This window comes from Enterobacter sp. N5-15 (assembly GCF_057221635.1).
Genome location: NZ_CM170150.1, coordinates 289,153 through 310,934 on the forward strand (window position 1 = coordinate 289,153; position 21,782 = coordinate 310,934).

Here is a 21,782-nt window from a genome sequence, read left to right on the forward strand (position 1 = left end):
TCTGAGTTTAATCCGAAAAAGACGCTTAACCCGTTAATTGCTGCGGTTTATTTTAAGAATATACGTAGAATTCAATTAATATCTCTATATTATAACTTATTGATTTGTATTGATTATATATTTCTGTAATTTGCCTTCTATTTCGATTTTATCCATTAGTCCGAAAACCATCTCCCTATTTCCCCTTACGGCAAACCCACGGCAGTAGTTGTGTATACTCGATTCCGCCTGAAATTCTTTTCGGGCAAATCTCCATTCATTCATTGAAGGGAAATTGTTATGAAGAAAGTACTGTATGGCATTTTTGCCATATCTGCGCTTGCGGCGACATCTGTTTATGCAGCTCCGGTTCAGGTCGGGGAAGCGGCAGGTTCGGCTGCGACGTCTGCGTCTGCGGGAAGTTCTACCGCAGCCAGCGCCAGCACCGTAAGTTCAGCCGTGGGTGTCGCGCTGGCGGCAACCGGTGGCGGTGATGGCTCCAATACCGGAACCACGACCACCACGACAACCAGCACCCAGTAATAGCGGGTGTTTTAATCATAACCACACTTCGGTGTGGTTATTTCGCCCCTTCGGAGAAGAGTCGTGAAGCGACCTGCAATCATTCTGATTTGCCTGCTGCTGCAGGCGTGCTCGGCCACCACTAAAGGGCTGGGAAACTCACTGTGGGAAAGCATGTTCGGCACACCGGGCGTACATCTGACCGATGACGAACTTCAAAACATGCCCTATGCCAGTCAGTACATGCAGCTTAACGATGGCCCGCAGCTGTTTGTGGTGCTCGCTTTCGATGAAAACGGGCAGCAGAAATGGGTGACGCAGGATCAGGCCACCATCGTGACGCAGCATGGCCGTATCGTGAAAACCCTGTTGGGCGGCGACAACCTGCTGGAAGTGAATAATATCGCTGCCGATCCGCTGATCGAGCCGAACCAGATCGCCGACGGCGCAAGCTGGACGCGCACGATGGGCTGGACCGAACATAAGCAGGTGCGCTACGCCACGGCACGCTCGACCTTCCGCTGGGACGGCACGGACAGCGTGAAAGTCGGCAGCGATGAAACTCATGTTCGCGTGCTGGATGAAGAAGTCACCACCGACCAGGCCACCTGGCACAACCGCTTCTGGATCGACGAGGAAGGGCAGATCCGCCAGTCCCTGCAGTATCTCGGTGCCGGATTCTTCCCGGTGAAAACCACCCTGATCAAGGCGGCGAAATCATGAAAACGCTCATCCACGTTGCGCTTCTCGCCAGCCTTGCCGCGCCGCTGGCATGGTCCGCAGGGACGGTAAATGTCTACACGCCTGACAGTGAAAAACCCAAAACCTTAACCCACGCCGAGCATCTGATCGATCTCGTCGGACAGCCAAGGCTCGCCAACAGCTGGTGGCCGGGGGCAGTAATCGCTGAACGGCAGAAGACCGCTGAAGCGGAACAACAGCACAAGGCGCTCCTGGCCAGGCTGACGGGGTTAGCGGAGCAGGAAGATGGCGACGACGCGGCGGCCATTAACAGCGTTCGCCAGCAGCTGCAGGCGCTGAAGGTGACGGGCCGTCAGATAGTGAATCTTGATCCAGATAAAGTGCGCGTCACGGAAAAGGGCAACCCCACGCTTGAAGGGGAGTATACGCTCTGGCTGCCGGTGAAGCCGACGACGGTGACCGTGATGGGGCTTATCAGCAGCCCGGGTAACAAGCCCTTTACGCCCGGTCGTGACGTGGTGAGCTACCTCGACGAGCAGAGCCTGCTGAGCGGTGCCGATAACAGCTACGCCTGGGTGGTTTACCCTGATGGGCACATACAAAAAGCCCCCGTCGCTTACTGGAATAAACGGCATATCGAACCTATGCCGGGCAGCATCATTTTTGTCGGTTTTGCCGACCATTTCTGGACGAAGGCGTATGACGGGCTTAACGCCGATATCCTTCACTCCCTGATTCAGCGGATACCGGAATAATGAAAAGAACTTATCTCTACAGCATGCTGGCGCTCTGCGTGAGTGCTGCCTGCCATGCAGAAACGTATCCGGCACCCATTGGCCCGTCTCAGTCAGACTTCGGCGGCGTCGGTTTACTGCAAACGCCCACCGCGCGTATGGCGCGCGAAGGGGAAATTAGCCTTAACTACCGTGATAACGACCAGTATCGCTACTACTCGGCGTCGGTGCAGTTGTTCCCGTGGCTTGAAACCACGCTGCGCTATACCGACGTGCGTACGAAACAATACAGCAGCGTTGAGGCGTTCTCCGGCGATCAGACCTACAAAGATAAAGCCTTCGACGTCAAGCTGCGCCTGTGGGAAGAGAGCTACTGGATGCCGCAGGTGTCCGTGGGTGCCAAAGATATCGGTGGTACAGGTCTGTTCGATGCGGAATACATCGTGGCCAGCAAAGCCTGGGGCCCGTTCGACTTCTCGCTCGGCCTGGGGTGGGGTTATCTGGGCACCAGCGGTAACGTGAAAAACCCGTTCTGCTCCTACAGCGACAAATACTGCTATCGCGATAACAGCTACAAAAAAGCCGGTTCCATCAACGGTGACCAGATGTTCCACGGCCCCGCCTCGCTGTTCGGCGGTGTGGAGTATCAAACGCCCTGGCAGCCATTGCGCCTGAAGCTCGAGTATGAAGGGAATGACTACTCGCACGACTTCGCCGGGAAGATTGAGCAGAAGAGCAAGTTTAACGTCGGCGCCATTTATCGCGTCACCGACTGGGCCGACGTTAACCTCAGCTACGAGCGCGGCAATACGGTGATGTTTGGCTTCACGCTGCGCACTAACTTTAACGACATGCGGCCGCACTACAATGATAACGCGCGCCCTGCATACCAGCCGGAGCCGCAGGATGCGATTCTGCAGCACTCCGTGGTGGCAAACCAGCTGACGCTGCTGAAATACAATGCCGGCCTGGCGGATCCGAAGATTCAGACCAGGGGCGATACGCTTTACGTCACCGGCGAGCAGGTGAAATACCGCGACTCGCGCGAAGGGATCGAACGCGCCAACCGGATCGTTATGAACGATCTGCCGGAGGGGATCCGCACGATCCGCGTGACGGAAAACCGCCTCAACCTGCCGCAGGTCACAACCGAAACGGACGTTGCCAGCCTCAAGCGCCATCTTGAAGGCGAGCCGCTCGGGCATGAAACCGAGCTGGTACAAAAACGCATCGAGCCCGTGGTGCCGGACACCACCGAGCAGGGCTGGTATATCGATAAATCGCGCTTCGATTTCCATATCGATCCGGTGCTGAACCAGTCCGTCGGCGGGCCTGAAAACTTCTACATGTATCAGCTGGGCGTGATGGCAACGGCGGATCTGTGGGTCACCGACCATCTGCTGACCACCGGCAGCCTGTTCGGCAACATCGCCAACAACTACGACAAATTCAACTACACCAACCCGCCAAAAGACTCGACGCTGCCGCGCGTGCGTACCCGCGTGCGTGAATACGTGCAGAACGATGCCTACGTGAATAACCTGCAGGCCAACTACTTCCAGTACTTCGGCAACGGCTTCTACGGCCAGGTGTACGGCGGATATCTGGAAACCATGTACGGCGGCGCGGGGGCGGAAGTGCTTTATCGTCCTGTCGACAGCAACTGGGCGTTCGGGGTTGATGCCAACTACGTGAAACAGCGTGACTGGCGCAGCGCGCAGGACATGATGAAATTCACCGACTACAGCGTCAAAACGGGCCATCTGACCGCCTACTGGACGCCGTCGTTCGCCCCTGACGTGCTGGTGAAAGCCAGCGTCGGCCAGTACCTGGCGGGCGATAAGGGCGGCACCCTGGACATCTCTAAACACTTCGACAGCGGCGTCGTGGTGGGCGGCTACGCCACCATCACCAACGTCTCGCCGGACGAATATGGGGAAGGGGACTTCACCAAAGGAGTTTACGTGTCCATTCCGCTGGATCTGTTCTCGTCAGGCCCTACCCGCAGCCGCGCGGCAGTGGGCTGGACGCCGCTGACGCGTGACGGGGGTCAGCAGCTTGGACGCAAGTTCCAGCTGTATGACATGACGAGCGATAAGAACATTAACTTCCGCTGATGCTTTTTTGCCCGGTGGCGCTGCGCTTACCGGGCCTACGATAGGTTTTTTGTAGGCCGGGCAAACGCAGTGCCGCCCGGCAAGAATGCTCATGCGGACAAAACATAAACAAAAAATATAGATCCCCGTCACATTTTTGCGTTATACAGGAACCTCGCCCTGGAGAATGAGGTGCTGTATGACATCCCTGACTCGCCCGCGCGTTGAGTTTATCTCAACTATCCTCCAGACCGTGTTGAACCTCGGTCTGTTGAGCCTTGGCCTGATACTGGTCGTCTTTCTCGGCAAAGAGACGGTGCATCTGGCGGATGTACTGTTCGCCCCTGAACAAACCAGCAAATATGCGCTGGTGGAAGGCCTGGTGGTCTACTTTCTCTACTTTGAATTTATCGCCCTGATTGTGAAGTACTTTCAGTCCGGCTTTCACTTCCCGCTGCGTTATTTTGTCTACATCGGGATCACCGCGATTGTGCGGCTGATCATCGTCGATCATAAATCCCCGCTCGACGTGCTGATCTACTCGGCGGCGATCCTGCTGCTGGTCATTACGCTCTGGCTGTGCAATTCGAAGCGGCTGAAACGCGAATAAAAAAATGGCGGCCCGGAGGCCGCCTAACAACAGTCACAAGTTGGGTCAATACAATACGTCTAAAGTTGAGGGTTGCAGTGGCATAACAAAATGAAACTTAACCTTTCACACCGCCCGCCGTCAGGCCGTTGACCAGCCAGCGCTGCGCCAGCAGGAACACCACGGTGATTGGGATGGCAGAAAGTACGGCCGCCGCGGCAAAGTCGCCCCACAGGTAGTTTTGCGGGTTGAGGTATTGCTGCATACCTACGGCCAGGGTGTAGCTGTTCACATCACGCAGTAACAGTGAGGCAACCGGTACTTCGGTGATCGCAGCGATAAACGACAGAATAAACACCACCGCCAGGATAGGCACCGACAGCGGCAGCAGCACCAGGCGGAACGCCTGCCACGGGGTTGCGCCATCCAGCGCGGCCGCTTCTTCCAGCGAGCCGTCGATGGTTTCGAAATAGCCTTTAATGGTCCATACATGCAGTGCGATACCGCCAAGATAGGCGAAGATCACGCCGCCGTGGGTGTTCAGACCGATAAAGGGTACGTACTGGCCCAGACGGTCAAACAAGGCATACAACGCCACCAGCGACAGCACGGCCGGGAACATCTGGAAAATCAGCATCCCTTTCAGCAGCGTCGCTTTGCCCGGGAAGCGCATGCGGGCGAAGGCGTAGGCGCAGGTAGTGGAGAGCGTCACGATGCCGATCGCGGTAATGCCTGCGATTTTCACCGAGTTCCACAGCCACAGCAGCACCGGGAACGGCGGCGGCGTGATGCGGCCATCGGCATGTTCCACGCTGAAGCCCAGCGCGAGCTTCCAGTGCTCCCAGGAGATTTCGTCCGGGATCAGGCTCCCGGTGGCGAAGTTACCCGAACGCAGGGAGATGGCGATAACCATCAGCAGCGGGAACATGATCGCCGCGATGAAAATCAGCAGGCCTAAGTGCGTCGCCAGGAGGCGCAGTTTCTGAGATTTGGGTTGTACCATTGCCATGATCGATGCCCTCCTTAGTCGAATTTCATACGTGTGGCTTTCAGGTTCACAATCGCCAGGGCGCCTACCAGCAGGAAGATCAGGGTGGCAATCGCCGCCGCCAGACCGAAGTCCTGACCGCCGCCGCCTTCGAAGGCGATACGGTAGGTGTAGCTCACGAGCAGGTCGGTATAGCCTGCTGGCGTCGTGGTGCCAAGGCGGTCCGGGCCGCCGTTGGTCAACAGCTGAATCAGCACGAAGTTGTTAAAGTTAAAGGCGAAGCTGGCAATCATCAGCGGCGTCAGCGGCTTAATGAGCAGCGGCAGCGTAATCTTGAAGAAGTTCTGGAACGGGCCCGCGCCGTCCATCGCCGAGGCTTCATACAGATCGTCCGGGATAGCCTTCAGCAGGCCCATGCACAGGATCATCATGTACGGATAACCGAGCCAGGTGTTCACGATGATAATCATCGAGCGGGCGGTGGTCGGGTCGCTGAACCAGGCCGGTTTGATGCCGAACAGGGCGCTCAGCATCATGTTGATTTCACCGAAGCTCTGGTTAAACAGCCCTTTGAAAATCAGAATCGAGATAAACGACGGTACGGCGTACGGCAGAATCAGCAGGACGCGGTAAATCGCTTTGCCCTTAAGGGATTCCCACTGGACCAGACAGGCCAGCACCATGCCCACGGCGACGGTCAGGATCACCGTCAGCACCGAGAAGACCACCGTCCAGACGAAGATGGCGAAGAACGGTTTCTGAATGCCTTCGTCGGTAAACACGCGGGTAAAGTTGTCCCAGCCAATGGTGACGGTATAGCCTGGGCTGAGCTTGTCATCACCCCATTTGCCGTCGGCAGTAATGGACTGATAGAAACCAATGTCGTTATTCGGACGATATTTTACGCCGCTCTGGTTGTTGGTCAGCGTGCCGTCGTTCGCCAGAGTGTACAGCGGCTGCGTGCCGGAGAACTGGCGCAGCGAGCTCATGGTCACTTTGCTTTCGTCTGGCAGCACGGCGGTGAGCTGGGTCAGCGCCTGACGGTTCTGGGTAATAACGCGCAGGTTGGCACGTTCACCTTCAGGCAGGGCCTGTGCCTCTTTTAAGGCCAGCTTCTGCTCGCCGCCAAACTTGAACGCGTCGGAGACATAGTATTTGCTGCTTGATTCGTCAGTAAGCGCTAACTTCCACTCGTTACCGGCAGGATACAGGCCGAAGTTAAAGGTCTTGCCTGCCTGATATGAGCGATCCAGCAGGACCTGCTGCGCGCGTTCCTGCGCAAGCTGGTTGGTGCTGCTGTAGTTAGTGAACGCAATGGCGATGGTACAAATCAGCGGGAACAGGACAAACAGCCCCATCCCGGCCACGCCCGGGTAGACATAGCGCCAGGCATAGGCTTTACGATTAGCGAAAATATACAGGCCAGCAGAGCTTAAAATCAGCGTCATGATGGCAAACAGATATTCCCCTTGTACGTACATTAAAACAACAAGGTAACCCACCAGCAGACACAGCAGACCGATCGCTGACCACTTCAGCGCGTCGCTTTGCCACCAGTGCTTCTTTTTAATGACATCCATGGGGTTCTTCCTCTACAACGGTGGAAACTTATCGTCAGGTGGCGCTGCGCTTACCTGACCTACGGATCGTGCCGTAGCCGTAGGGCGGGTAAGCGCATGCGCCACCCGCCGTTTTTCAGACTTACTTAGTAATACGACCCTGAGCATCCTTCAGCGCGGCATCGACAGTCTGACGACCGCTTGCAGCGTTGATGACCGCGGTACGCGTGGCGTACCAGAACGCTGCCATCTGTGGGATGTTCGGCATGATTTCGCCTTTCTGGGCGTTATCCATGGTGGCCGCGATACGTGGGTCCTTCGCCAGATGATCCTGGAAGGATTTCAGCGCAACGGCGCCCAGCGGTTTATCCTTGTTCACTTCATCCAGACCCTGATCGGTCAGCAGGTAGTTTTCCAGGAACTCTTTCGCCAGCTCTTTGTTCGGGCTGGCAGCGTTGATGCCCGCGCTCAGCACGCCAACGAACGGTTTAGACGGCTTACCTTTGAAGGTTGGCAGCAGGGTCACGCCGTAGTTGATTTTGCTCTTGTCGATGTTGGTCCAGGCCCACGGACCGTTGATGGTCATCGCGGTTTCGCCTTTGTTGAACGCCGCTTCCGCGATGGAGTAGTCGGTATCCGCGTTCATGTGTTTGTTCTTGATCAGATCGACCAGGAAGGTCAGACCCGCTTTCGCGCCCGCGTTGTCCACGCCCACGTCTTTCACGTCATATTTGCCGTTTTCAAACTTGAACGCGTAGCCGCCGTCGGCAGCAATCAGTGGCCAGGTGAAGTACGGCTCTTGCAGGTTGAACATCAGGGCGGATTTACCTTTCGCCTTCAGCTCTTTATCCAGTTTCGGGATCTCTTCCCAGGTTTTCGGTGGGTTTGGTACCAGGTCTTTGTTGTAAATCAGAGACAGGGCTTCAACCGCGATAGGGTAAGCGATCAGCTTGCCGTTATAGCGAACGGCGTCCCAGGTGAACGGGAACAGCTTGTCCTGGAAGGCTTTATCTGGCGTTACTTCTGCCAGCAGGCCAGACTGCGCGTAGCCCCCGAAACGGTCATGCGCCCAGAAGATGATGTCCGGGCCGTCGCCGGTTGCTGCAACCTGCGGGAATTTCTCTTCCAGCTTGTCCGGGTGTTCTACGGTAACTTTGATACCGGTGTCTTTCTCGAATTTTTTGCCCACTTCGGCCAGGCCGTTATAGCCCTTGTCGCCGTTAATCCAGATAACCAGTTTGCCTTCTTCAATTTTGGCGAGCGCCGGTGCGGAAATCGTCATTGCTGCGAGGGCGGACAATGCGAAAACGCGTGCGCCAGTCTTGATATTCATAGCTGCCATCCTTTTTGGTGATGTCTCATGGTATGACTTCAGTGGTTCAACGTGTCTCAGTCTCCTTATTTGACATCCTCTTTCCATCCTCCCAACCCCTACGCCCCACCCCCCGTTTGTGTGATCTCCGTTGCATAAATTTAAGTTATGAGTGCTGGCGCACATAAACACCCACCGAAATTTGCAGGCGGCTTCACGAATTTTGCCTCAGCCCTCCCACAGCGGTCGCAGAGCCTGCTCTCTCATCCTCCCGCCTCCTCCCCCATAAAAAAGGCGGGGGGTGGAGGATTCGGGAAAGTAATGGATACCCCATAGTGAACTTATCTTGAATGTTTCTGTCGGTGACAGGTTGTAACGAAGGGAGAAGGGCATGGCGAGCGTACAGCTGCGTAATGTAACGAAAGCCTGGGGTGACGTTGTGGTGTCGAAAGACATCAATCTGGACATCAACGAAGGCGAATTCGTGGTGTTTGTTGGCCCATCAGGCTGTGGTAAATCTACTCTGCTGCGTATGATTGCCGGTCTTGAAACCATCACCAGCGGCGACCTGCTGATTGGTGATACCCGAATGAATGACATCCCGCCTGCCGAACGTGGCGTAGGCATGGTGTTCCAGTCTTATGCACTCTATCCACACCTTTCCGTTGCCGAAAACATGTCCTTTGGCCTGAAGCTGGCCGGCGCGAAGAAAGAGGTCATTAACCAGCGCGTGACGCAGGTGGCGGAAGTGTTACAGCTGGCGCACCTGCTGGAGCGTAAGCCAAAAGCGCTTTCCGGTGGTCAGCGTCAGCGTGTGGCGATTGGCCGTACGCTGGTGGCCGAACCGCGCGTGTTCCTGCTTGATGAACCTCTCTCTAACCTGGATGCCGCCCTGCGCGTCCAGATGCGTATTGAAATCTCCCGTCTGCACAAGCGTCTTGGGCGCACGATGATTTACGTCACCCACGATCAGGTGGAGGCAATGACCCTCGCCGACAAAATCGTGGTGCTGGATGCCGGCCGCGTGGCGCAGGTGGGTAAACCGCTGGAGCTGTACCACTACCCGGCAGACCGCTTTGTTGCGGGCTTTATTGGCTCGCCAAAGATGAACTTCCTGCCCGTCAAAGTGACCGCGACAGCCATTGAACAGGTACAGGTGGAGCTGCCAAACCGCCAGCAGATCTGGCTGCCGGTCGACAGCGCCAACGTACAGGTCGGGGCAAACATGTCCCTCGGTATTCGTCCTGAGCACCTGCTGCCGAGCCACATCGCCGATGTGACTCTGGAAGGTGACGTTCAGGTCGTCGAACAGCTTGGTCACGAAACACAGATTCATATCCAGATCCCCGCCATCCGTCAGAACCTGGTCTACCGCCAGAATGACGTGGTGTTGGTAGAAGAGGGTGCCACATTCGCTATCGGCTTGCCGCCAGAGCGTTGCCATCTGTTCCGTGAGGATGGCACTGCATGTCGTCGGTTGCACAAAGAGCCAGGCGTTTAAGCAATCCCAAAAGAAGACACGAAACCGACAGGTGAAGTGTTCAAAGAAAAGCAATGATCTCAGGAGATAGAATGATGATTACTCTGCGCAAACAAGTCCCTCTGGCAATCGCCGTTGCGGCAGGCATCCTGTCTGCCCAGGCAGGCGCCGTGGACTTTAAAGGTTATGCTCGTTCCGGCATTGGCTGGACCGGGAGTGGCGGTGCTCAGCAGTGCTTCCAGGCAACGGGTGCTCAAAGTAAATACCGTCTTGGTAACGAATGTGAAACCTATGCGGAATTGAAACTGGGTCAGGAAGTGTGGAAAGAAGGCGATAAGAGCTTCTATTTCGACACCAACGTCGCGTATTCCGTTGCGCAGCAGAACGACTGGGAAGCGACTGACCCGGCGTTCCGTGAAGCTAACGTGCAGGGTAAAAACCTGATTGAATGGCTGCCAGGCTCCACCATCTGGGCCGGTAAGCGCTTCTATCAGCGTCATGACGTTCACATGATCGACTTCTACTACTGGGATATTTCAGGTCCTGGTGCCGGTATCGAAAACATCGATCTGGGCTTCGGTAAGCTCTCTCTGGCAGCCAGCCGCTCCACTGAAGCTGGCGGTTCTTCAACCTTCGCCAGCAACAGCGTCCGTGACTACACCACCGACACTGCCAACGACGTGTTTGACGTGCGTTTAGCTCAGATGGAAGTCAACCCAGGCGGTACATTGGAACTGGGTGTCGACTACGGTCACACCAACGTTAACGATAACTACTACCTGCAGCCAAAAGCATCGAAAGATGGTTGGATGTTCACCGCAGAACATACCCAGAGCATGCTGAAAGGCTATAACAAATTTGTTGTTCAGTATGCAACGGACTCCATGACCTCTCAGGGTAAAGGTCTGAACCAGGGGGCTAGCATTGGTCTTGGTAAGGACGATACCGACGGCAAACTCTACGGTTATGGCATCAACAACAACGGTAGCCTGCTGCGTATCCTCGACCACGGTGCAATTTCCCTGGCCGACAACTGGGATCTGATGTACGTCGGTATGTACCAGGATATCGACTGGGATAACAACAACGGCACCAAATGGTGGACCGTCGGCGTGCGTCCTATGTACAAATGGACGCCAATCATGAGTACCCTGCTGGAAGTGGGCTACGACAACGTCAAATCTCAGAAAACTGACGAAACTAACAACCAGTACAAAATCACTCTGGCTCAACAGTGGCAGGCTGGCGACAGCATCTGGTCTCGTCCGGCAATCCGTGTCTTCGCAACCTACGCCAAGTGGGATGAGAAGTGGGGTTACGACACCGCCGGTAGCCCGATCTCCACAAGCTCCAACTACAACTCCAACTTCGGTATGCAGACTGCAGGCCTTGGCCGCGGTGACACTGATGAGTGGAGCTTCGGTGCCCAGATGGAAATCTGGTGGTAATTCGCAATACCTGACGTAATGACCTGAAAAGAGGGGCGTAAGCCCCTCTCTCCTTAGGGTACTGCGCGCTATTGCCTGGCCACCGCAGTCCTCACGCTATCAGAGGTAATAACAATGAAAATGAAGAAAAGTCTCGTCGCGCTGTGCCTCTCTGCGGGGCTGCTGGCCAGTGTGCCGGCTCTGACATTCGCAGAAGTAAATTTTGTTCCTCAGAATACAACTACGGCGCCTTCAGTTCCGGCGGCGGCGCTGCAGCAACTGACCTGGATACCGGTTGATCAATCCAAAACGCAATCCACACAGCTTTCAACTGGTGGGCAGCAGCTGAATGTGCCCGGTATCACGGGTCCCGTTGCGGCTTATAGTGTCCCGGCCAATATCGGTGAGCTTACGTTAACGCTAACCAGCGAAGTGAATAAACAGACCAGCGTATTTGCGCCGAATGTGCTGATCCTCGATCAAAACATGACGCCATCAGCATTCTTCCCGAGCGAGTACTTTACCTACCAGGAGCCCGGCGTAATGAGTGCTGACCGCCTGCAAGGCGTGATGCGTCTGACCCCGGCTCTGGGTCAGCAAAAAATCTACGTGCTGGTATTTACTACTGAGAAAGATTTACAACAAAAAACCACCTTAGTTGACCCTGCAAAAGCGTATGCGAAAGGTACCGGCAACGCGGTACCGGATATTCCTGATCCTATTGCCCGCCACGCAACGGATGGTCTGGTGAAGTTAAAAGTCTCCACCAATAGCGCTTCCAGCGTACTGGTTGGCCCACTGTTTGGTTCGTCTGGTCCGGGTCCGGTAACCGTCGGTAACACGGCTGCACCAGCCTATGCCGCGCCTGTCGCCGCTGCGCCAGTAGCCGCACCAGCCGCTGCCCCGGCTCCAGCGAAGCCATCCAAACCGGTACTGAACGACACCGAAGAGTACTTCAACAACGCCATTAAGCAGGCGGTGAAGCGCGGCGATGTCGATAAAGCGCTGAAATTGCTTGATGAAGCCGAACGTTTAGGTTCAACCACTGCCCGTTCCACCTTTATCAGCAGTGTAAAAGGCAAGGGGTAACCGTTTCCCCACAGTGCTGATTTGTTAGTAGTTTGGTGCGCCTGAGTGGGCGCACTTTTTTTCGTATCTGCCAGGCTGTTGCGCCCATGTTGCGATCGTGATCGTTAAATAACGTTTGGCCCCCCTCAATCCGTGTTTCTGCGATACAATGCCATTACGTTATGTATCGGAGAGTCTGGCATGTCACACCCTGCGCTAACGCAACTGCGTGCGCTGCGCTATTTCGACCAAATACCTGCGCTTGATCCGCAGCAGCTTGACTGGCTGTTGCTGGAAGATTCCATGACGAAACGTTTTGAGCAACAGGGTAAAACGGTCACGGTGACCCTGATTCAGGAAGGGTTTGTTTCTGGCGATGAGATCGCCAGCGAGCTGCCGCTGCTGCCGCAGGAGCCACGTTACTGGCTGCGCGAAATTTTACTCTGTGCTGACGGTGAGCCATGGCTTGCCGGGCGGACGGTGGTGCCCGAGTCCACCCTTTCCGGGCCAGAACTGGCGCTGCAGCGTCTGGGGAAAACGCCGCTGGGGCGTTACCTTTTCACCTCGTCTGAGCTTACCCGAGATTTTATTGAGATTGGTCGTGATGCCGAACTCTGGGGGCGTCGTTCCCGCCTTCGCCTGAGCGGTAAGCCGTTAATTCTGACGGAGCTTTTTTTACCGGCATCACCGTTGTACTAAGAGGAAGAAAAAATGGAGTGGAGCCTGACGCAGAATAAGCTGTTGGCGTATCACCGCTTAATGCGTACCGATAAACCGATTGGCGCGTTACTGCTATTGTGGCCGACCCTGTGGGCGCTGTGGCTTGCCACACCGGGCGTGCCGCCGCTGTGGATCCTGGGCGTATTCGTTGCCGGCGTCTGGCTGATGCGCGCGGCGGGCTGCGTGGTGAATGACTATGCCGATCGTAAATTCGACGGCCATGTTAAGCGTACTGCCGGTCGTCCATTACCCAGCGGACAGGTCACCGGGAAAGAAGCCCGCGTGCTGTTCATTGTTCTGGTGCTGCTCTCTTTCCTGCTGGTGTTAACCCTCAACACCATGACCATTCTGCTTTCCGTAGCGGCGCTGGCGTTGGCTTGGGTGTATCCGTTTATGAAGCGCTATACCCACCTGCCTCAGGTGGTGCTGGGCGCGGCGTTTGGCTGGTCGATTCCGATGGCGTTTGCGGCGGTTAGTGAGTCCTTACCGCTCAGCTGCTGGCTGATGTTCCTGGCGAACATTCTCTGGGCGGTGGCGTATGACACGCAATACGCGATGGTAGACCGCGACGATGACCTGAAAATTGGCATCAAATCAACCGCCATCCTCTTTGGTCGTCAGGACAAGCTGATTATCGGTATCCTGCAGGTCGCGGTACTGGCGCTGATGGTCGCGATTGGTCGCCTGAACGGGCTGAACTGGGAGTTTTACTGGTCCGTGCTGGTGGCGGGGCTGCTGTTTGCTTATCAGCAAAAGCTGATTGCTAAGCGTGAGCGCGACGCCTGCTTTAAAGCGTTTATGAACAACAACTACGTCGGTCTGGTGCTGTTTTTAGGCCTGGCGATGAGCTATTTCTCCTGAAAAATAGCCCGGTGGCGCTGACGCTTACCGGGCCTACGTGTCGTGCCGAATTGTAGGCCGGGTAAGGCGTAGCCGCCACCCGGCTTTTTTACCGGCGACGCAGCAGCCGAAGCGCGTTCGCCGTCACCAGCACCGTTGCTCCGGTATCCGCCAGCACCGCCAGCCACAATCCGGTCATGCCGAGCAGAGTCGTCACCAGGAAAATCCCTTTCAGCCCGAGCGCGATACCGATGTTTTGACGGATATTGGCCCGCGTCGCCCGCGCCAGGCTAATCATCTGCGCCAGCCCGGTCAGGCGGTTGTGCGTCAATGCCGCGTCGGCCGTTTCCAGCGCCACGTCGGTGCCGCTGCCCATCGCAATACCAATGGTGGACGCTTTCATCGCCGGGGCATCGTTAATCCCGTCACCGACCATCGCCAGCGGCGCGTGAGCGTTCAGCTCAGTTACCGCGCTGACCTTATCCGCGGGCAATAATTCAGCTTTAAACTCCAGCCCCAGCTCACCCGCAATCGCTGCCGCCGCGCGAGGGTTATCACCGGTGAGTATAACGCCCTGCACGCCTAGCTGATGCAGCGCCGCCACGGCTTCTTTGGCGTCATCGCGCAGGGTATCGCGCAGCGCCAGCATCCCTTTCGTGACGCCGTCCTGCAGGACGACCACGACGGTTTGTCCGGTCTGTTCTAACGCCTCAACCTCTGGATGAGAAGACTTGCCCGCCGCGACAATCAGCACCTTTTTATCGTCAACGGTGGCCTCAATCCCTGACCCGACCAGCGCCCGTTGGGCGGTTGCCGGGGGGATGTTCAGCCCGCGCGACTGCGCTTCACGCACAATCGCCTGCGCCAGCGGGTGAGTGGACCCCTGCTCAACGGCGGCGGCCAGCGTAAGCAGCTCATCTTCACTGATTTCCTGCGGATAAACGCCGGTCACCTGCGGCTTGCCGACGGTTAACGTACCGGTTTTATCGAAGGCGATATGCTGGACCTGGCTCAGCTGCTCCAGCGCCGCGCCGCCCTTAATCAGCGCCCCGCGACGTGCCGCAGCCGCCAGCCCGGAGGTAATCGCCGCCGGGGTGGAGATCACCAGCGCGCACGGGCAGCCAATCAGCAGCAGCGTCAGCCCTTTATAAATCCAGCCCTCCCACGGCGCGCCAAAGAACAGCGGCGGGACGACGGTGACCAGCAGGGCAACCAGCATGATGGCAGGGGTATAAATCCGGCTGAAGCGATCGATAAAGCGTTCGACCGGCGCGCGGCGCTCCTCTGCCTCTTCAATCAGCTTCAGGATACGGTCGATGGCGCTGTCGCCCGGCTCGGAAAGCACGGTGAGCTGCACCAGACGGTCGACGCTGGTGGCGCCAGCAGGCACTTTTTCACCCGCGGCACGCTCTACCGGAATGGATTCCCCGGTCAGGGCGCTCTCGTCGAAGCTGGCGGTGGCGGTAACAAGCGCACCATCGGCGGGTAAACGACCACCCGCGGCGACTTCAATCACGTCGCCCGGGCGCAGCGTAGTGATGGCGACCGTTTCACGCGTGCCGTTTATTACGCGAGTGGCGGTTTCCGGCTTCAGCGCCATCAGCGCGCTGACCCCTTTACGCGCCCGGCTCGCCGCCCAGCCTTCAAGACGTTCGCCGATTAAGAACAGCAGCAGCACCATCGCCGCTTCCGCCGTCGCGCCAATGAACAGCGCGCCGATTGCCGCCACGCTCATCAGCGTTTCGATGGCAAACCAGCTGCCGCTTTTCATCAGGCGCAGCGCCTGACGGGCAATCGGGAACAGCCCGACCAGCGTGGTGGCGATAAACGCCAGATTGCCGAACGGATGGTTAATCTGTTCCAGCCCCCAGCTCAGGGCCATCATGATGATGAGGGTAATGAGCGGCAGGTTTTCTTTCAGGGAAGAGGCTTTTTCAACGGGCGCCGTTTCGCTACGCAGGGTATAGCCCGCCTTGCTGACGGCGGCTTCAACCTGCTTGCTGATGTCGTTATCGGCGCTAACCAGCAGCTTTTCGGTGGCGAACAGCACCTGAACGTGACTCACGCCCGGTACCTGCATCACCGCGTTTTCCACTTTGCGCGCGCAGGCCGCGCAGTCCATGCCGTTGACGACCCAGCTGAAGCGGTTGCCGCTTTCAGGAAGGGGTTGAGTTGGCGTTTCGCACACGCCTTCGCAGCAGCAGTCGTCTTTCGACGGAGCCGGGCTGAGCTTAAGTGCCGAGAATTGAGGTACTTTTTTAGGTATTTCTGGAGTCGACATGGCAGTCTCCGGCAATGATAATTTTCTCATTAACCGCAGCATACACTCTGGAGTCGACTCCAGAGTCAAGCGCTATTTAGATATACAGCGAACGCACAATCAGGAAATGCCCGGCAAAGTAGCAGGCGGCGGCAATCGCGTTATCCGCCCGGAAGCGGCGGCGATAGTGGCTGCCCAGCCAGACGACATTCCCGATCAGCAGCAGCGCGGCACCGAAGAACGCGGACATCGCCGGAGCGGTCGGGCGGAAGAACCACAGCTCGCCCGCCAGCCACACCATCACCAGCGTCATGGCGATAAAGGTACAGACCGGCAAACACATCTCTTCCAGACGTGACCAGATCACCGCAATCAGCAGTGCGCCAATCACCAGCAGCACCAGCGGCAGCGGCCAGAAGAAGGAGAGCGTCATCTGGCTGGCAAAGTAGATGGTATAGAGCAGATGCGACAGGAAGAACGCGCCCACGGCATAGAGCAGACGCTGGCGGGGGAGCAGGGTCAGCGCATCGCCTATCAGGGACGCACACAGCCCGGCGAGCACCAGATAGCTGACGGCGTTAAACATCGGCGCTTGCCAGGCCAGCAGCAGCAGCAGCAACAGCGTGACCGGTTTAAACAACCAGCGCTGCCAGGCGGGACCGCGGTACGACGCATCGACATAAAGCCATGCGGAAAAACAGACAGCGATAAATGACCAAAGCATATTAACTCCCTGTATCTGTTAAGTCTGAATAATCAGTTTCTGATCCAGTGTAGTGACGCGGGCGGGCGTTTGGCAATGGCGGTACAGGCAATGTATCCTGAATTCCGCATAATCTTATGGGATTTTAGAATGAGCAAGATGCCGCTTTTTTTCATTATCGTGGTGGCGATTATCGTTATTGCCGCCTCGTTCCGTTTCGTTCAGCAGCGCCGCGAGAAGGCGGATAACGATGCCGCGCCGCTGATACAAAAGCGCGTGGTGGTGACGAACAAGCGTGAGAAACCCCTCAACGACCGCCGCTCGCGCCAGCAGCAGGTGACGCCTGCGGGAACCAGCATGCGCTATGAAGCGAGCTTTAAGCCGGAAACGGGCGGCCTGGAGATGACCTTCCGCCTGGAGGCGCAGCAGTATCATCAGCTGACGGTGGGGGAGAAAGGGACGTTGAGCTACAAAGGGTCGCGGTTTGAGGGGTTCAGGACGGAATAATGCACGAACAGTCCCCTCTCCCACGGGGAGAGGGTTAGGGTGAGGGCATCAGGCCGCACCTTACTTCTTCACCTGCGCCTTAAACTTTTTCATCCACACCAGCAGCTCAAACACGCCGAAAATAAACACGCGCAGCTGCTGCCAGCCCGTCATCTGCGGGCCGTCTTTCGGCAGGCCGTTTTTCAGCATCACCATCTGCAGGGCGTGCATAAACGACGTGAAAATCAGCGCCACGTTAACGAAAATGTTCATCGGGCGCGGGAACGGGTGCACCAGATTCAGAATCAAGAACGCCCAGACGCCCAGCATCAGCAAACGTCCCAGGTTAATCAGTACCGGCATTGGATCCTCCTTGTGCCTGACGGTGATACAGACGATAAGCAACCTGACCCGCGACTTTTTCACGGTGCAGATCCCAGTGAGTGGGAACCGGCGGCAAACCGTTTTCCACTTCGCTTTCAACGTAAATTAGCGCGTCATCCGCCAGCCAGCCATTTTGCTCCAGCAGGGATAGCGTCTCTTCCAGCAGCCCCTTGCGGAACGGCGGGTCGACAAATACCACGTTATGCGGCGTGCCTTTCTGCGCAAGAAAACTCAGCGTGTTGGTGTTCACGACTTTGGCGTTGCCCGCCTTCAGCGTCGCCAGATTTTGCTGCAGCGTCTGCGCCACGCCGCGCTCCATCTCCAGCAGCGTGGCGCTGGCGGCATAGCGCGACAGCGCTTCCAGCCCGAGCGCGCCGCTTCCGGCGAAGCAGTCCAGGCAGTGGGCGTCTACCATTGACGGGGCCAGCCAGTTAAACAGCGTCTCGCGCACGCGGTCGGTAGTAGGGCGTAAACCGGGGCTGTCCGGCACCGGTAATTTCCGGCCTCGCCACTGACCGCCGATAATACGAATTTGACCGGCCGGGGCGCGGTTGGGTTTCTTCATCTCAGGAAAGCTCTGTTAACAATTGGCCTGCGATTGCGGGCGGTGATGTCAATTAAGTAAAGTGTTAGACTATTTCATCATTTTTTTAGCTTCCATGTATATAGCGCCGCGAGGAGTGTAGTCGCAGATGGCAAAACAAAAAAAACGTGGCTTCTTTTCCTGGCTGGGCTTCGGTGAAAAAGAGCAAGAAACAGAACAGAAAACCGAAGAGCAACAAGCCGTTGAAGAGCAGTCGCAGCCTGAAACGCCTGTAGAAACCGCCGCGGTAGTCGAAGCGGAAGAAACGGCGCACAGCAAAGAAGAGATTGAATCCTTTGCAGAAGAGGTGGTTGAGGTCACTGAACAGGTTCAGGAGAGCGAGAAGCCAGAGCCGGTTGTCATTGAGACCGTTGCCGAAGCGCCGCAGGCCGTAATCGAGCACGAAGAGCTGCCGCTGCCGGAAGAGGTGAAAGTCGAAGAGGTGTCTGCCGAAGAGTGGCAGGCCGAAGCGGAAACCGTTGAAATTGTTGAGGCGGTGGAAGAAGAGGCGGCACTCGAGCCTGAACTGACCGACGAAGAGCTGGAAGCCCAGGCGCTGGCGGCGGAAGCGGCTGAAGAAGCGGTCATCGTCGTGCCGGTGGAAGAAGAACCGGAAGAAGAGATCGTTCAGGAGCAGGAAAAACCGACCAAAGAAGGTTTCTTCGCGCGCCTGAAGCGCAGCCTGCTCAAAACCAAAGAAAACTTAGGTTCCGGATTTATCAGTCTTTTCCGCGGCAAGAAGATCGACGACGATCTGTTTGAAGAGCTGGAAGAACAACTGCTGATTGCGGACGTCGGCGTGGAAACCACCCGTAAGATCATCGCCAACCTGACCGAAGGGGCGAGCCGCAAACAGCTGCGCGACGCCGAGGCGCTGTACGGTCTGCTGAAAGACGAGATGGGCGAAATTCTCGCAAAAGTTGACGAACCGCTTAATATTGAAGGCAAAACGCCATTTGTTATTCTGATGGTTGGCGTGAACGGCGTGGGTAAAACCACCACCATCGGCAAGCTGGCGCGTCAGTTCGAGCAGCAGGGCAAATCGGTGATGCTGGCGGCGGGCGATACCTTCCGTGCGGCAGCGGTTGAGCAGCTGCAGGTCTGGGGCCAGCGCAACAACATTCCGGTGATTGCCCAGCATACCGGCGCGGATTCCGCGTCCGTGATCTTTGACGCCATCCAGGCGGCGAAGGCGCGCAACGTGGACGTGCTGATTGCCGATACCGCAGGGCGTTTGCAGAACAAATCGCACCTGATGGAAGAGTTGAAGAAAATCGTTCGCGTCATGAAGAAGCTGGACGAAGACGCACCGCATGAAATTATGCTGACCATTGATGCCAGCACCGGACAGAACGCCATCAGTCAGGCGAAGCTGTTCAATGAAGCGGTAGGACTGACGGGGATCGCGCTGACCAAGCTGGACGGCACCGCGAAAGGCGGGGTGATCTTCTCCGTGGCCGATCAGTTCGGCATTCCTATCCGCTACATCGGTGTGGGCGAGCGTATTGAGGATTTGCGTCCGTTTAAAGCGGACGACTTTATTGAGGCATTATTTGCCCGAGAGGACTAACAATGATTCGCTTTGAACACGTCAGCAAGGCCTATCTCGGTGGGAGACAAGCGCTGCAGGGGGTGACATTCCACCTGCAGCCGGGCGAGATGGCATTCCTGACCGGCCATTCCGGCGCGGGGAAAAGTACCCTGCTCAAGCTTATCTGTGGGATCGAGAGGCCAAGCGCCGGGAAAATCTTTTTCGGCGGCCATGAGATCAGCCGCCTGAAAAACCGCGAAGTGCCGTTCCTGCGTCGTCAGATCGGCATGATTTTCCAGGATCACCACCTGCTGATGGATCGCACCGTTTTCGATAACGTGGCCATTCCGCTGATTATTGCCGGCGCCAGCTATGACGATATCCGCCGTCGCGTCTCTGCGGCGCTGGATAAGGTCGGGCTGCTGGACAAAGCGAAGAACTTCCCGATCCAGCTTTCCGGCGGTGAACAGCAGCGCGTGGGCATCGCCCGTGCGGTGGTGAACAAGCCTGCCGTACTGCTGGCGGATGAACCAACCGGTAACCTGGACGATGCCCTGTCCGAAGGGATTTTGCGTCTGTTTGAGGAATTCAACCGCGTAGGGGTCACGGTATTGATGGCGACGCACGACATTGGGCTCATTTCCCGTCGTTCGTACCGCATGCTGACCCTGAGCGACGGGCATTTGCACGGAGGCCACGGTGAACAAGCGTGATGCAATGAACCAGATTCGGCAGTTCGGGAACCGGTTTGACCGTTTCCGTAAGCCGCAGGGCGGTGGTGACGGCAATCGTAATGCGCCGAAGCGCCAGAAGGCCGCGCCAAAACCGGCCTCCCGTAAAACCAACGTGTTTAACGAGCAGGTACGCTACGCCTTCCACGGCGCGCTGCAGGACCTGAAAAGCAAACCGCTGGCGACGTTCCTGACGGTGATGGTGATTGCCATCTCCCTGACGCTGCCAAGCGTCTGCTATATGGTCTATAAAAACGTCAACCAGGCGGCTTCGCAGTATTATCCGTCGCCGCAGATCACGGTCTATATGGATAAAGCGCTCGACGATAACGCCGCGGCGCAGGTGGTTGGGCAAATCCAGGCCGAGCAGGGCGTGGAGAAGGTCAACTATCTCTCACGTGAAGACGCGCTGGGCGAATTCCGTAACTGGTCTGGCTTTGGCGGCGCGCTGGATATGCTCGAAGAGAACCCGCTGCCCGCCGTGGCGGTGGTGATCCCGAAGCTGGATTTCCAGGGGACCGATTCGCTTAACACCCTGCGCGATCGCATCACGCGCATTAAGGGCATTGATGAAGTGCGCATGGACGACAGCTGGTTCGCGCGCCTTGCTGCCCTTACCGGGCTGGTAGGACGCGTCGCTGCGATGATTGGCGTGCTGATGGTGGCGGCGGTCTTCCTCGTCATCGGTAACAGCGTGCGCCTGAGCATCTTTGCCCGTCGCGATACCATCAACGTGCAGAAACTGATTGGTGCGACGGATGGCTTCATCCTCCGACCGTTCCTTTACGGCGGCGCATTGCTCGGTTTTTCCGGCGCATTTCTTTCACTGATATTGTCAGAAATTTTGGTGATGCGGCTTTCGTCTGCCGTGACTGAAGTGGCGCAGGTTTTCGGAACGAAGTTTGATATCAGCGGCTTAGGGTTCGATGAGTGCCTGTTACTGCTGCTGGTTTGCTCGATGATTGGGTGGGTGGCAGCCTGGCTGGCAACCGTTCAACATTTACGTCACTTTACTCCCGACTAATAAAAGCGTGATATAATCTTTCCCTGCACCGAGATGTTCGCTCTGCAGGGAAAGCGTCCCTGTT

General features: G+C 56.8%; 21 protein-coding genes. 14 read left to right on the forward strand and 7 right to left on the reverse strand.

Going from position 1 to position 21,782, the window contains the following annotated elements; all coding sequences use genetic code 11:
• Positions 1–279: 279 nt before the first annotated feature.
• From yjbE to psiE, 5 genes are all read left to right on the forward strand, one after another.
• A complete protein-coding gene (gene yjbE, locus AC2TE5_RS01325) occupies positions 280–522 on the forward strand; it encodes an exopolysaccharide production protein YjbE (RefSeq protein WP_008503423.1) in 243 nt (80 codons plus the stop codon).
• A 63-nt stretch (positions 523–585) separates the two neighbouring features.
• On the forward strand, positions 586–1,224 hold the full coding sequence (locus AC2TE5_RS01330) for a YjbF family lipoprotein (RefSeq protein WP_407602339.1): 639 nt from the start codon (positions 586–588) through the stop codon (positions 1,222–1,224).
• The gene (locus AC2TE5_RS01335) at positions 1,221–1,958 is read left to right on the forward strand and encodes a capsule biosynthesis GfcC family protein (protein ID WP_484612529.1); all 738 of its coding nucleotides are present in this window, start codon (positions 1,221–1,223) and stop codon (positions 1,956–1,958) included. The genes AC2TE5_RS01330 and AC2TE5_RS01335 overlap by 4 nt, the downstream gene beginning before the upstream one ends.
• Positions 1,958–4,054 carry a YjbH domain-containing protein gene (locus AC2TE5_RS01340; protein ID WP_484612530.1) on the forward strand — a complete coding sequence of 699 codons (2,097 nt, stop codon included), beginning with the start codon at positions 1,958–1,960 and terminating at the stop codon, positions 4,052–4,054. Before AC2TE5_RS01335 ends, AC2TE5_RS01340 begins: the two co-directional genes overlap by 1 nt.
• 178 nt (positions 4,055–4,232) lie before the next feature.
• Positions 4,233–4,643, forward strand: a complete 411-nt coding sequence (gene psiE, locus AC2TE5_RS01345; RefSeq protein WP_000202963.1) for a phosphate-starvation-inducible protein PsiE — start codon at positions 4,233–4,235, stop codon at positions 4,641–4,643.
• Positions 4,644–4,740: 97 nt separating this feature from the next.
• On the opposite strand, the gene malG is transcribed toward psiE, so the two are convergent.
• From malG to malE, 3 genes are all read right to left on the reverse strand, one after another.
• Complete coding sequence (malG, locus tag AC2TE5_RS01350) at positions 4,741–5,631, reverse strand: maltose ABC transporter permease MalG (protein WP_213329718.1); 891 nt, start codon at positions 5,629–5,631, stop codon at positions 4,741–4,743.
• Positions 5,632–5,645: 14 nt separating this feature from the next.
• Positions 5,646–7,190, reverse strand: coding sequence for a maltose ABC transporter permease MalF (malF, locus tag AC2TE5_RS01355; RefSeq protein WP_213329716.1), 1,545 nt, complete (start codon positions 7,188–7,190; stop codon positions 5,646–5,648).
• 121 nt (positions 7,191–7,311) lie between these two features.
• On the reverse strand, positions 7,312–8,502 hold the full coding sequence (gene malE, locus AC2TE5_RS01360; RefSeq protein WP_063145318.1) for a maltose/maltodextrin ABC transporter substrate-binding protein MalE: 1,191 nt from the start codon (positions 8,500–8,502) through the stop codon (positions 7,312–7,314).
• A 370-nt stretch (positions 8,503–8,872) separates the two neighbouring features.
• On the opposite strand from malE, the gene malK reads away from it, so the two are divergent.
• The 5 genes from malK to ubiA all read left to right on the forward strand — a co-directional run bounded on the left by malK (position 8,873) and on the right by ubiA (position 14,037).
• Positions 8,873–9,982 (forward strand): maltose/maltodextrin ABC transporter ATP-binding protein MalK, encoded by a 1,110-nt coding sequence (gene malK, locus AC2TE5_RS01365; protein ID WP_193941048.1) that lies wholly within the window; start codon positions 8,873–8,875, stop codon positions 9,980–9,982.
• A gap of 71 nt (positions 9,983–10,053) precedes the next feature.
• Positions 10,054–11,409, forward strand: a complete 1,356-nt coding sequence (locus AC2TE5_RS01370; RefSeq protein WP_213329714.1) for a maltoporin — start codon at positions 10,054–10,056, stop codon at positions 11,407–11,409.
• Positions 11,410–11,523: 114 nt separating this feature from the next.
• Positions 11,524–12,477, forward strand: a complete 954-nt coding sequence (malM, locus tag AC2TE5_RS01375) for a maltose operon protein MalM (protein ID WP_213329712.1) — start codon at positions 11,524–11,526, stop codon at positions 12,475–12,477.
• 180 nt (positions 12,478–12,657) lie between these two features.
• Positions 12,658–13,155 (forward strand): chorismate lyase, encoded by a 498-nt coding sequence (ubiC, locus tag AC2TE5_RS01380; protein WP_023334136.1) that lies wholly within the window; start codon positions 12,658–12,660, stop codon positions 13,153–13,155.
• Between the two features lie 12 nt (positions 13,156–13,167).
• Complete coding sequence (gene ubiA / locus AC2TE5_RS01385) at positions 13,168–14,037, forward strand: 4-hydroxybenzoate octaprenyltransferase (protein ID WP_063145314.1); 870 nt, start codon at positions 13,168–13,170, stop codon at positions 14,035–14,037.
• 88 nt (positions 14,038–14,125) lie between these two features.
• Here the strand turns inward: ubiA and zntA are convergent, their stop codons facing one another.
• Together zntA and AC2TE5_RS01395 are read right to left on the reverse strand one after the other, a co-directional pair.
• Complete coding sequence (gene zntA / locus AC2TE5_RS01390) at positions 14,126–16,297, reverse strand: Zn(II)/Cd(II)/Pb(II) translocating P-type ATPase ZntA (RefSeq protein WP_484612531.1); 2,172 nt, start codon at positions 16,295–16,297, stop codon at positions 14,126–14,128.
• 76 nt (positions 16,298–16,373) lie between these two features.
• Positions 16,374–17,000, reverse strand: coding sequence for a lysoplasmalogenase (locus tag AC2TE5_RS01395; RefSeq protein ID WP_484612532.1), 627 nt, complete (start codon positions 16,998–17,000; stop codon positions 16,374–16,376).
• Positions 17,001–17,129: 129 nt separating this feature from the next.
• Here AC2TE5_RS01395 and AC2TE5_RS01400 point away from each other — a divergent pair, with 129 nt between their 5' ends.
• A complete protein-coding gene (locus AC2TE5_RS01400; protein ID WP_484612533.1) occupies positions 17,130–17,486 on the forward strand; it encodes a DUF2500 domain-containing protein in 357 nt (118 codons plus the stop codon).
• A gap of 60 nt (positions 17,487–17,546) precedes the next feature.
• Here AC2TE5_RS01400 and AC2TE5_RS01405 read toward each other — a convergent pair whose 3' ends face one another.
• Entirely contained in the window at positions 17,547–17,828 is a 282-nt protein-coding gene (locus AC2TE5_RS01405; protein ID WP_010436509.1) for a DUF1145 family protein, read from the reverse strand.
• Positions 17,812–18,414 carry a 16S rRNA (guanine(966)-N(2))-methyltransferase gene (rsmD, locus tag AC2TE5_RS01410; RefSeq protein WP_213329704.1) on the reverse strand — a complete coding sequence of 201 codons (603 nt, stop codon included), beginning with the start codon at positions 18,412–18,414 and terminating at the stop codon, positions 17,812–17,814. Before rsmD ends, AC2TE5_RS01405 begins: the two co-directional genes overlap by 17 nt.
• 127 nt (positions 18,415–18,541) lie before the next feature.
• Between rsmD and ftsY the strand changes: the two genes are divergently transcribed.
• The 3 genes from ftsY to ftsX are packed head-to-tail and all read left to right on the forward strand — an operon-like array spanning position 18,542 to position 21,718.
• The gene (gene ftsY / locus AC2TE5_RS01415) at positions 18,542–20,002 is read left to right on the forward strand and encodes a signal recognition particle-docking protein FtsY (RefSeq protein ID WP_213329702.1); all 1,461 of its coding nucleotides are present in this window, start codon (positions 18,542–18,544) and stop codon (positions 20,000–20,002) included.
• Between the two features lie 2 nt (positions 20,003–20,004).
• On the forward strand, positions 20,005–20,676 hold the full coding sequence (ftsE, locus tag AC2TE5_RS01420) for a cell division ATP-binding protein FtsE (protein ID WP_023310016.1): 672 nt from the start codon (positions 20,005–20,007) through the stop codon (positions 20,674–20,676).
• Entirely contained in the window at positions 20,663–21,718 is a 1,056-nt protein-coding gene (gene ftsX / locus AC2TE5_RS01425; RefSeq protein ID WP_029741817.1) for a permease-like cell division protein FtsX, read from the forward strand. Before ftsE ends, ftsX begins: the two co-directional genes overlap by 14 nt.
• Positions 21,719–21,782: the final 64 nt, after the last annotated feature.

Excerpts from the sequence above, each read along its gene's own strand:
- malK (WP_193941048.1), top strand. The coding sequence starts at position 8,873 with ATGGCGAGCGTACAGCTGCGTAATGTAACGAAAGCCTGGGGTGACGTT.
- ftsY (WP_213329702.1), top strand. The coding sequence starts at position 18,542 with ATGGCAAAACAAAAAAAACGTGGCTTCTTTTCCTGGCTGGGCTTCGGT.
- malF (WP_213329716.1), bottom strand. The coding sequence starts at position 7,190 with ATGGATGTCATTAAAAAGAAGCACTGGTGGCAAAGCGACGCGCTGAAG.
- AC2TE5_RS01340 (WP_484612530.1), top strand. The coding sequence starts at position 1,958 with ATGAAAAGAACTTATCTCTACAGCATGCTGGCGCTCTGCGTGAGTGCT.
- psiE (WP_000202963.1), top strand. The coding sequence starts at position 4,233 with ATGACATCCCTGACTCGCCCGCGCGTTGAGTTTATCTCAACTATCCTC.
- zntA (WP_484612531.1), bottom strand. The coding sequence starts at position 16,297 with ATGTCGACTCCAGAAATACCTAAAAAAGTACCTCAATTCTCGGCACTT.
- AC2TE5_RS01335 (WP_484612529.1), top strand. The coding sequence starts at position 1,221 with ATGAAAACGCTCATCCACGTTGCGCTTCTCGCCAGCCTTGCCGCGCCG.
- ubiA (WP_063145314.1), top strand. The coding sequence starts at position 13,168 with ATGGAGTGGAGCCTGACGCAGAATAAGCTGTTGGCGTATCACCGCTTA.
- malE (WP_063145318.1), bottom strand. The coding sequence starts at position 8,502 with ATGAATATCAAGACTGGCGCACGCGTTTTCGCATTGTCCGCCCTCGCA.
- yjbE (WP_008503423.1), top strand. The coding sequence starts at position 280 with ATGAAGAAAGTACTGTATGGCATTTTTGCCATATCTGCGCTTGCGGCG.
- malG (WP_213329718.1), bottom strand. The coding sequence starts at position 5,631 with ATGGCAATGGTACAACCCAAATCTCAGAAACTGCGCCTCCTGGCGACG.
- AC2TE5_RS01395 (WP_484612532.1), bottom strand. The coding sequence starts at position 17,000 with ATGCTTTGGTCATTTATCGCTGTCTGTTTTTCCGCATGGCTTTATGTC.
- ubiC (WP_023334136.1), top strand. The coding sequence starts at position 12,658 with ATGTCACACCCTGCGCTAACGCAACTGCGTGCGCTGCGCTATTTCGAC.
- AC2TE5_RS01405 (WP_010436509.1), bottom strand. The coding sequence starts at position 17,828 with ATGCCGGTACTGATTAACCTGGGACGTTTGCTGATGCTGGGCGTCTGG.
- malM (WP_213329712.1), top strand. The coding sequence starts at position 11,524 with ATGAAAATGAAGAAAAGTCTCGTCGCGCTGTGCCTCTCTGCGGGGCTG.
- rsmD (WP_213329704.1), bottom strand. The coding sequence starts at position 18,414 with ATGAAGAAACCCAACCGCGCCCCGGCCGGTCAAATTCGTATTATCGGC.
- ftsE (WP_023310016.1), top strand. The coding sequence starts at position 20,005 with ATGATTCGCTTTGAACACGTCAGCAAGGCCTATCTCGGTGGGAGACAA.
- AC2TE5_RS01370 (WP_213329714.1), top strand. The coding sequence starts at position 10,054 with ATGATGATTACTCTGCGCAAACAAGTCCCTCTGGCAATCGCCGTTGCG.
- AC2TE5_RS01400 (WP_484612533.1), top strand. The coding sequence starts at position 17,130 with ATGAGCAAGATGCCGCTTTTTTTCATTATCGTGGTGGCGATTATCGTT.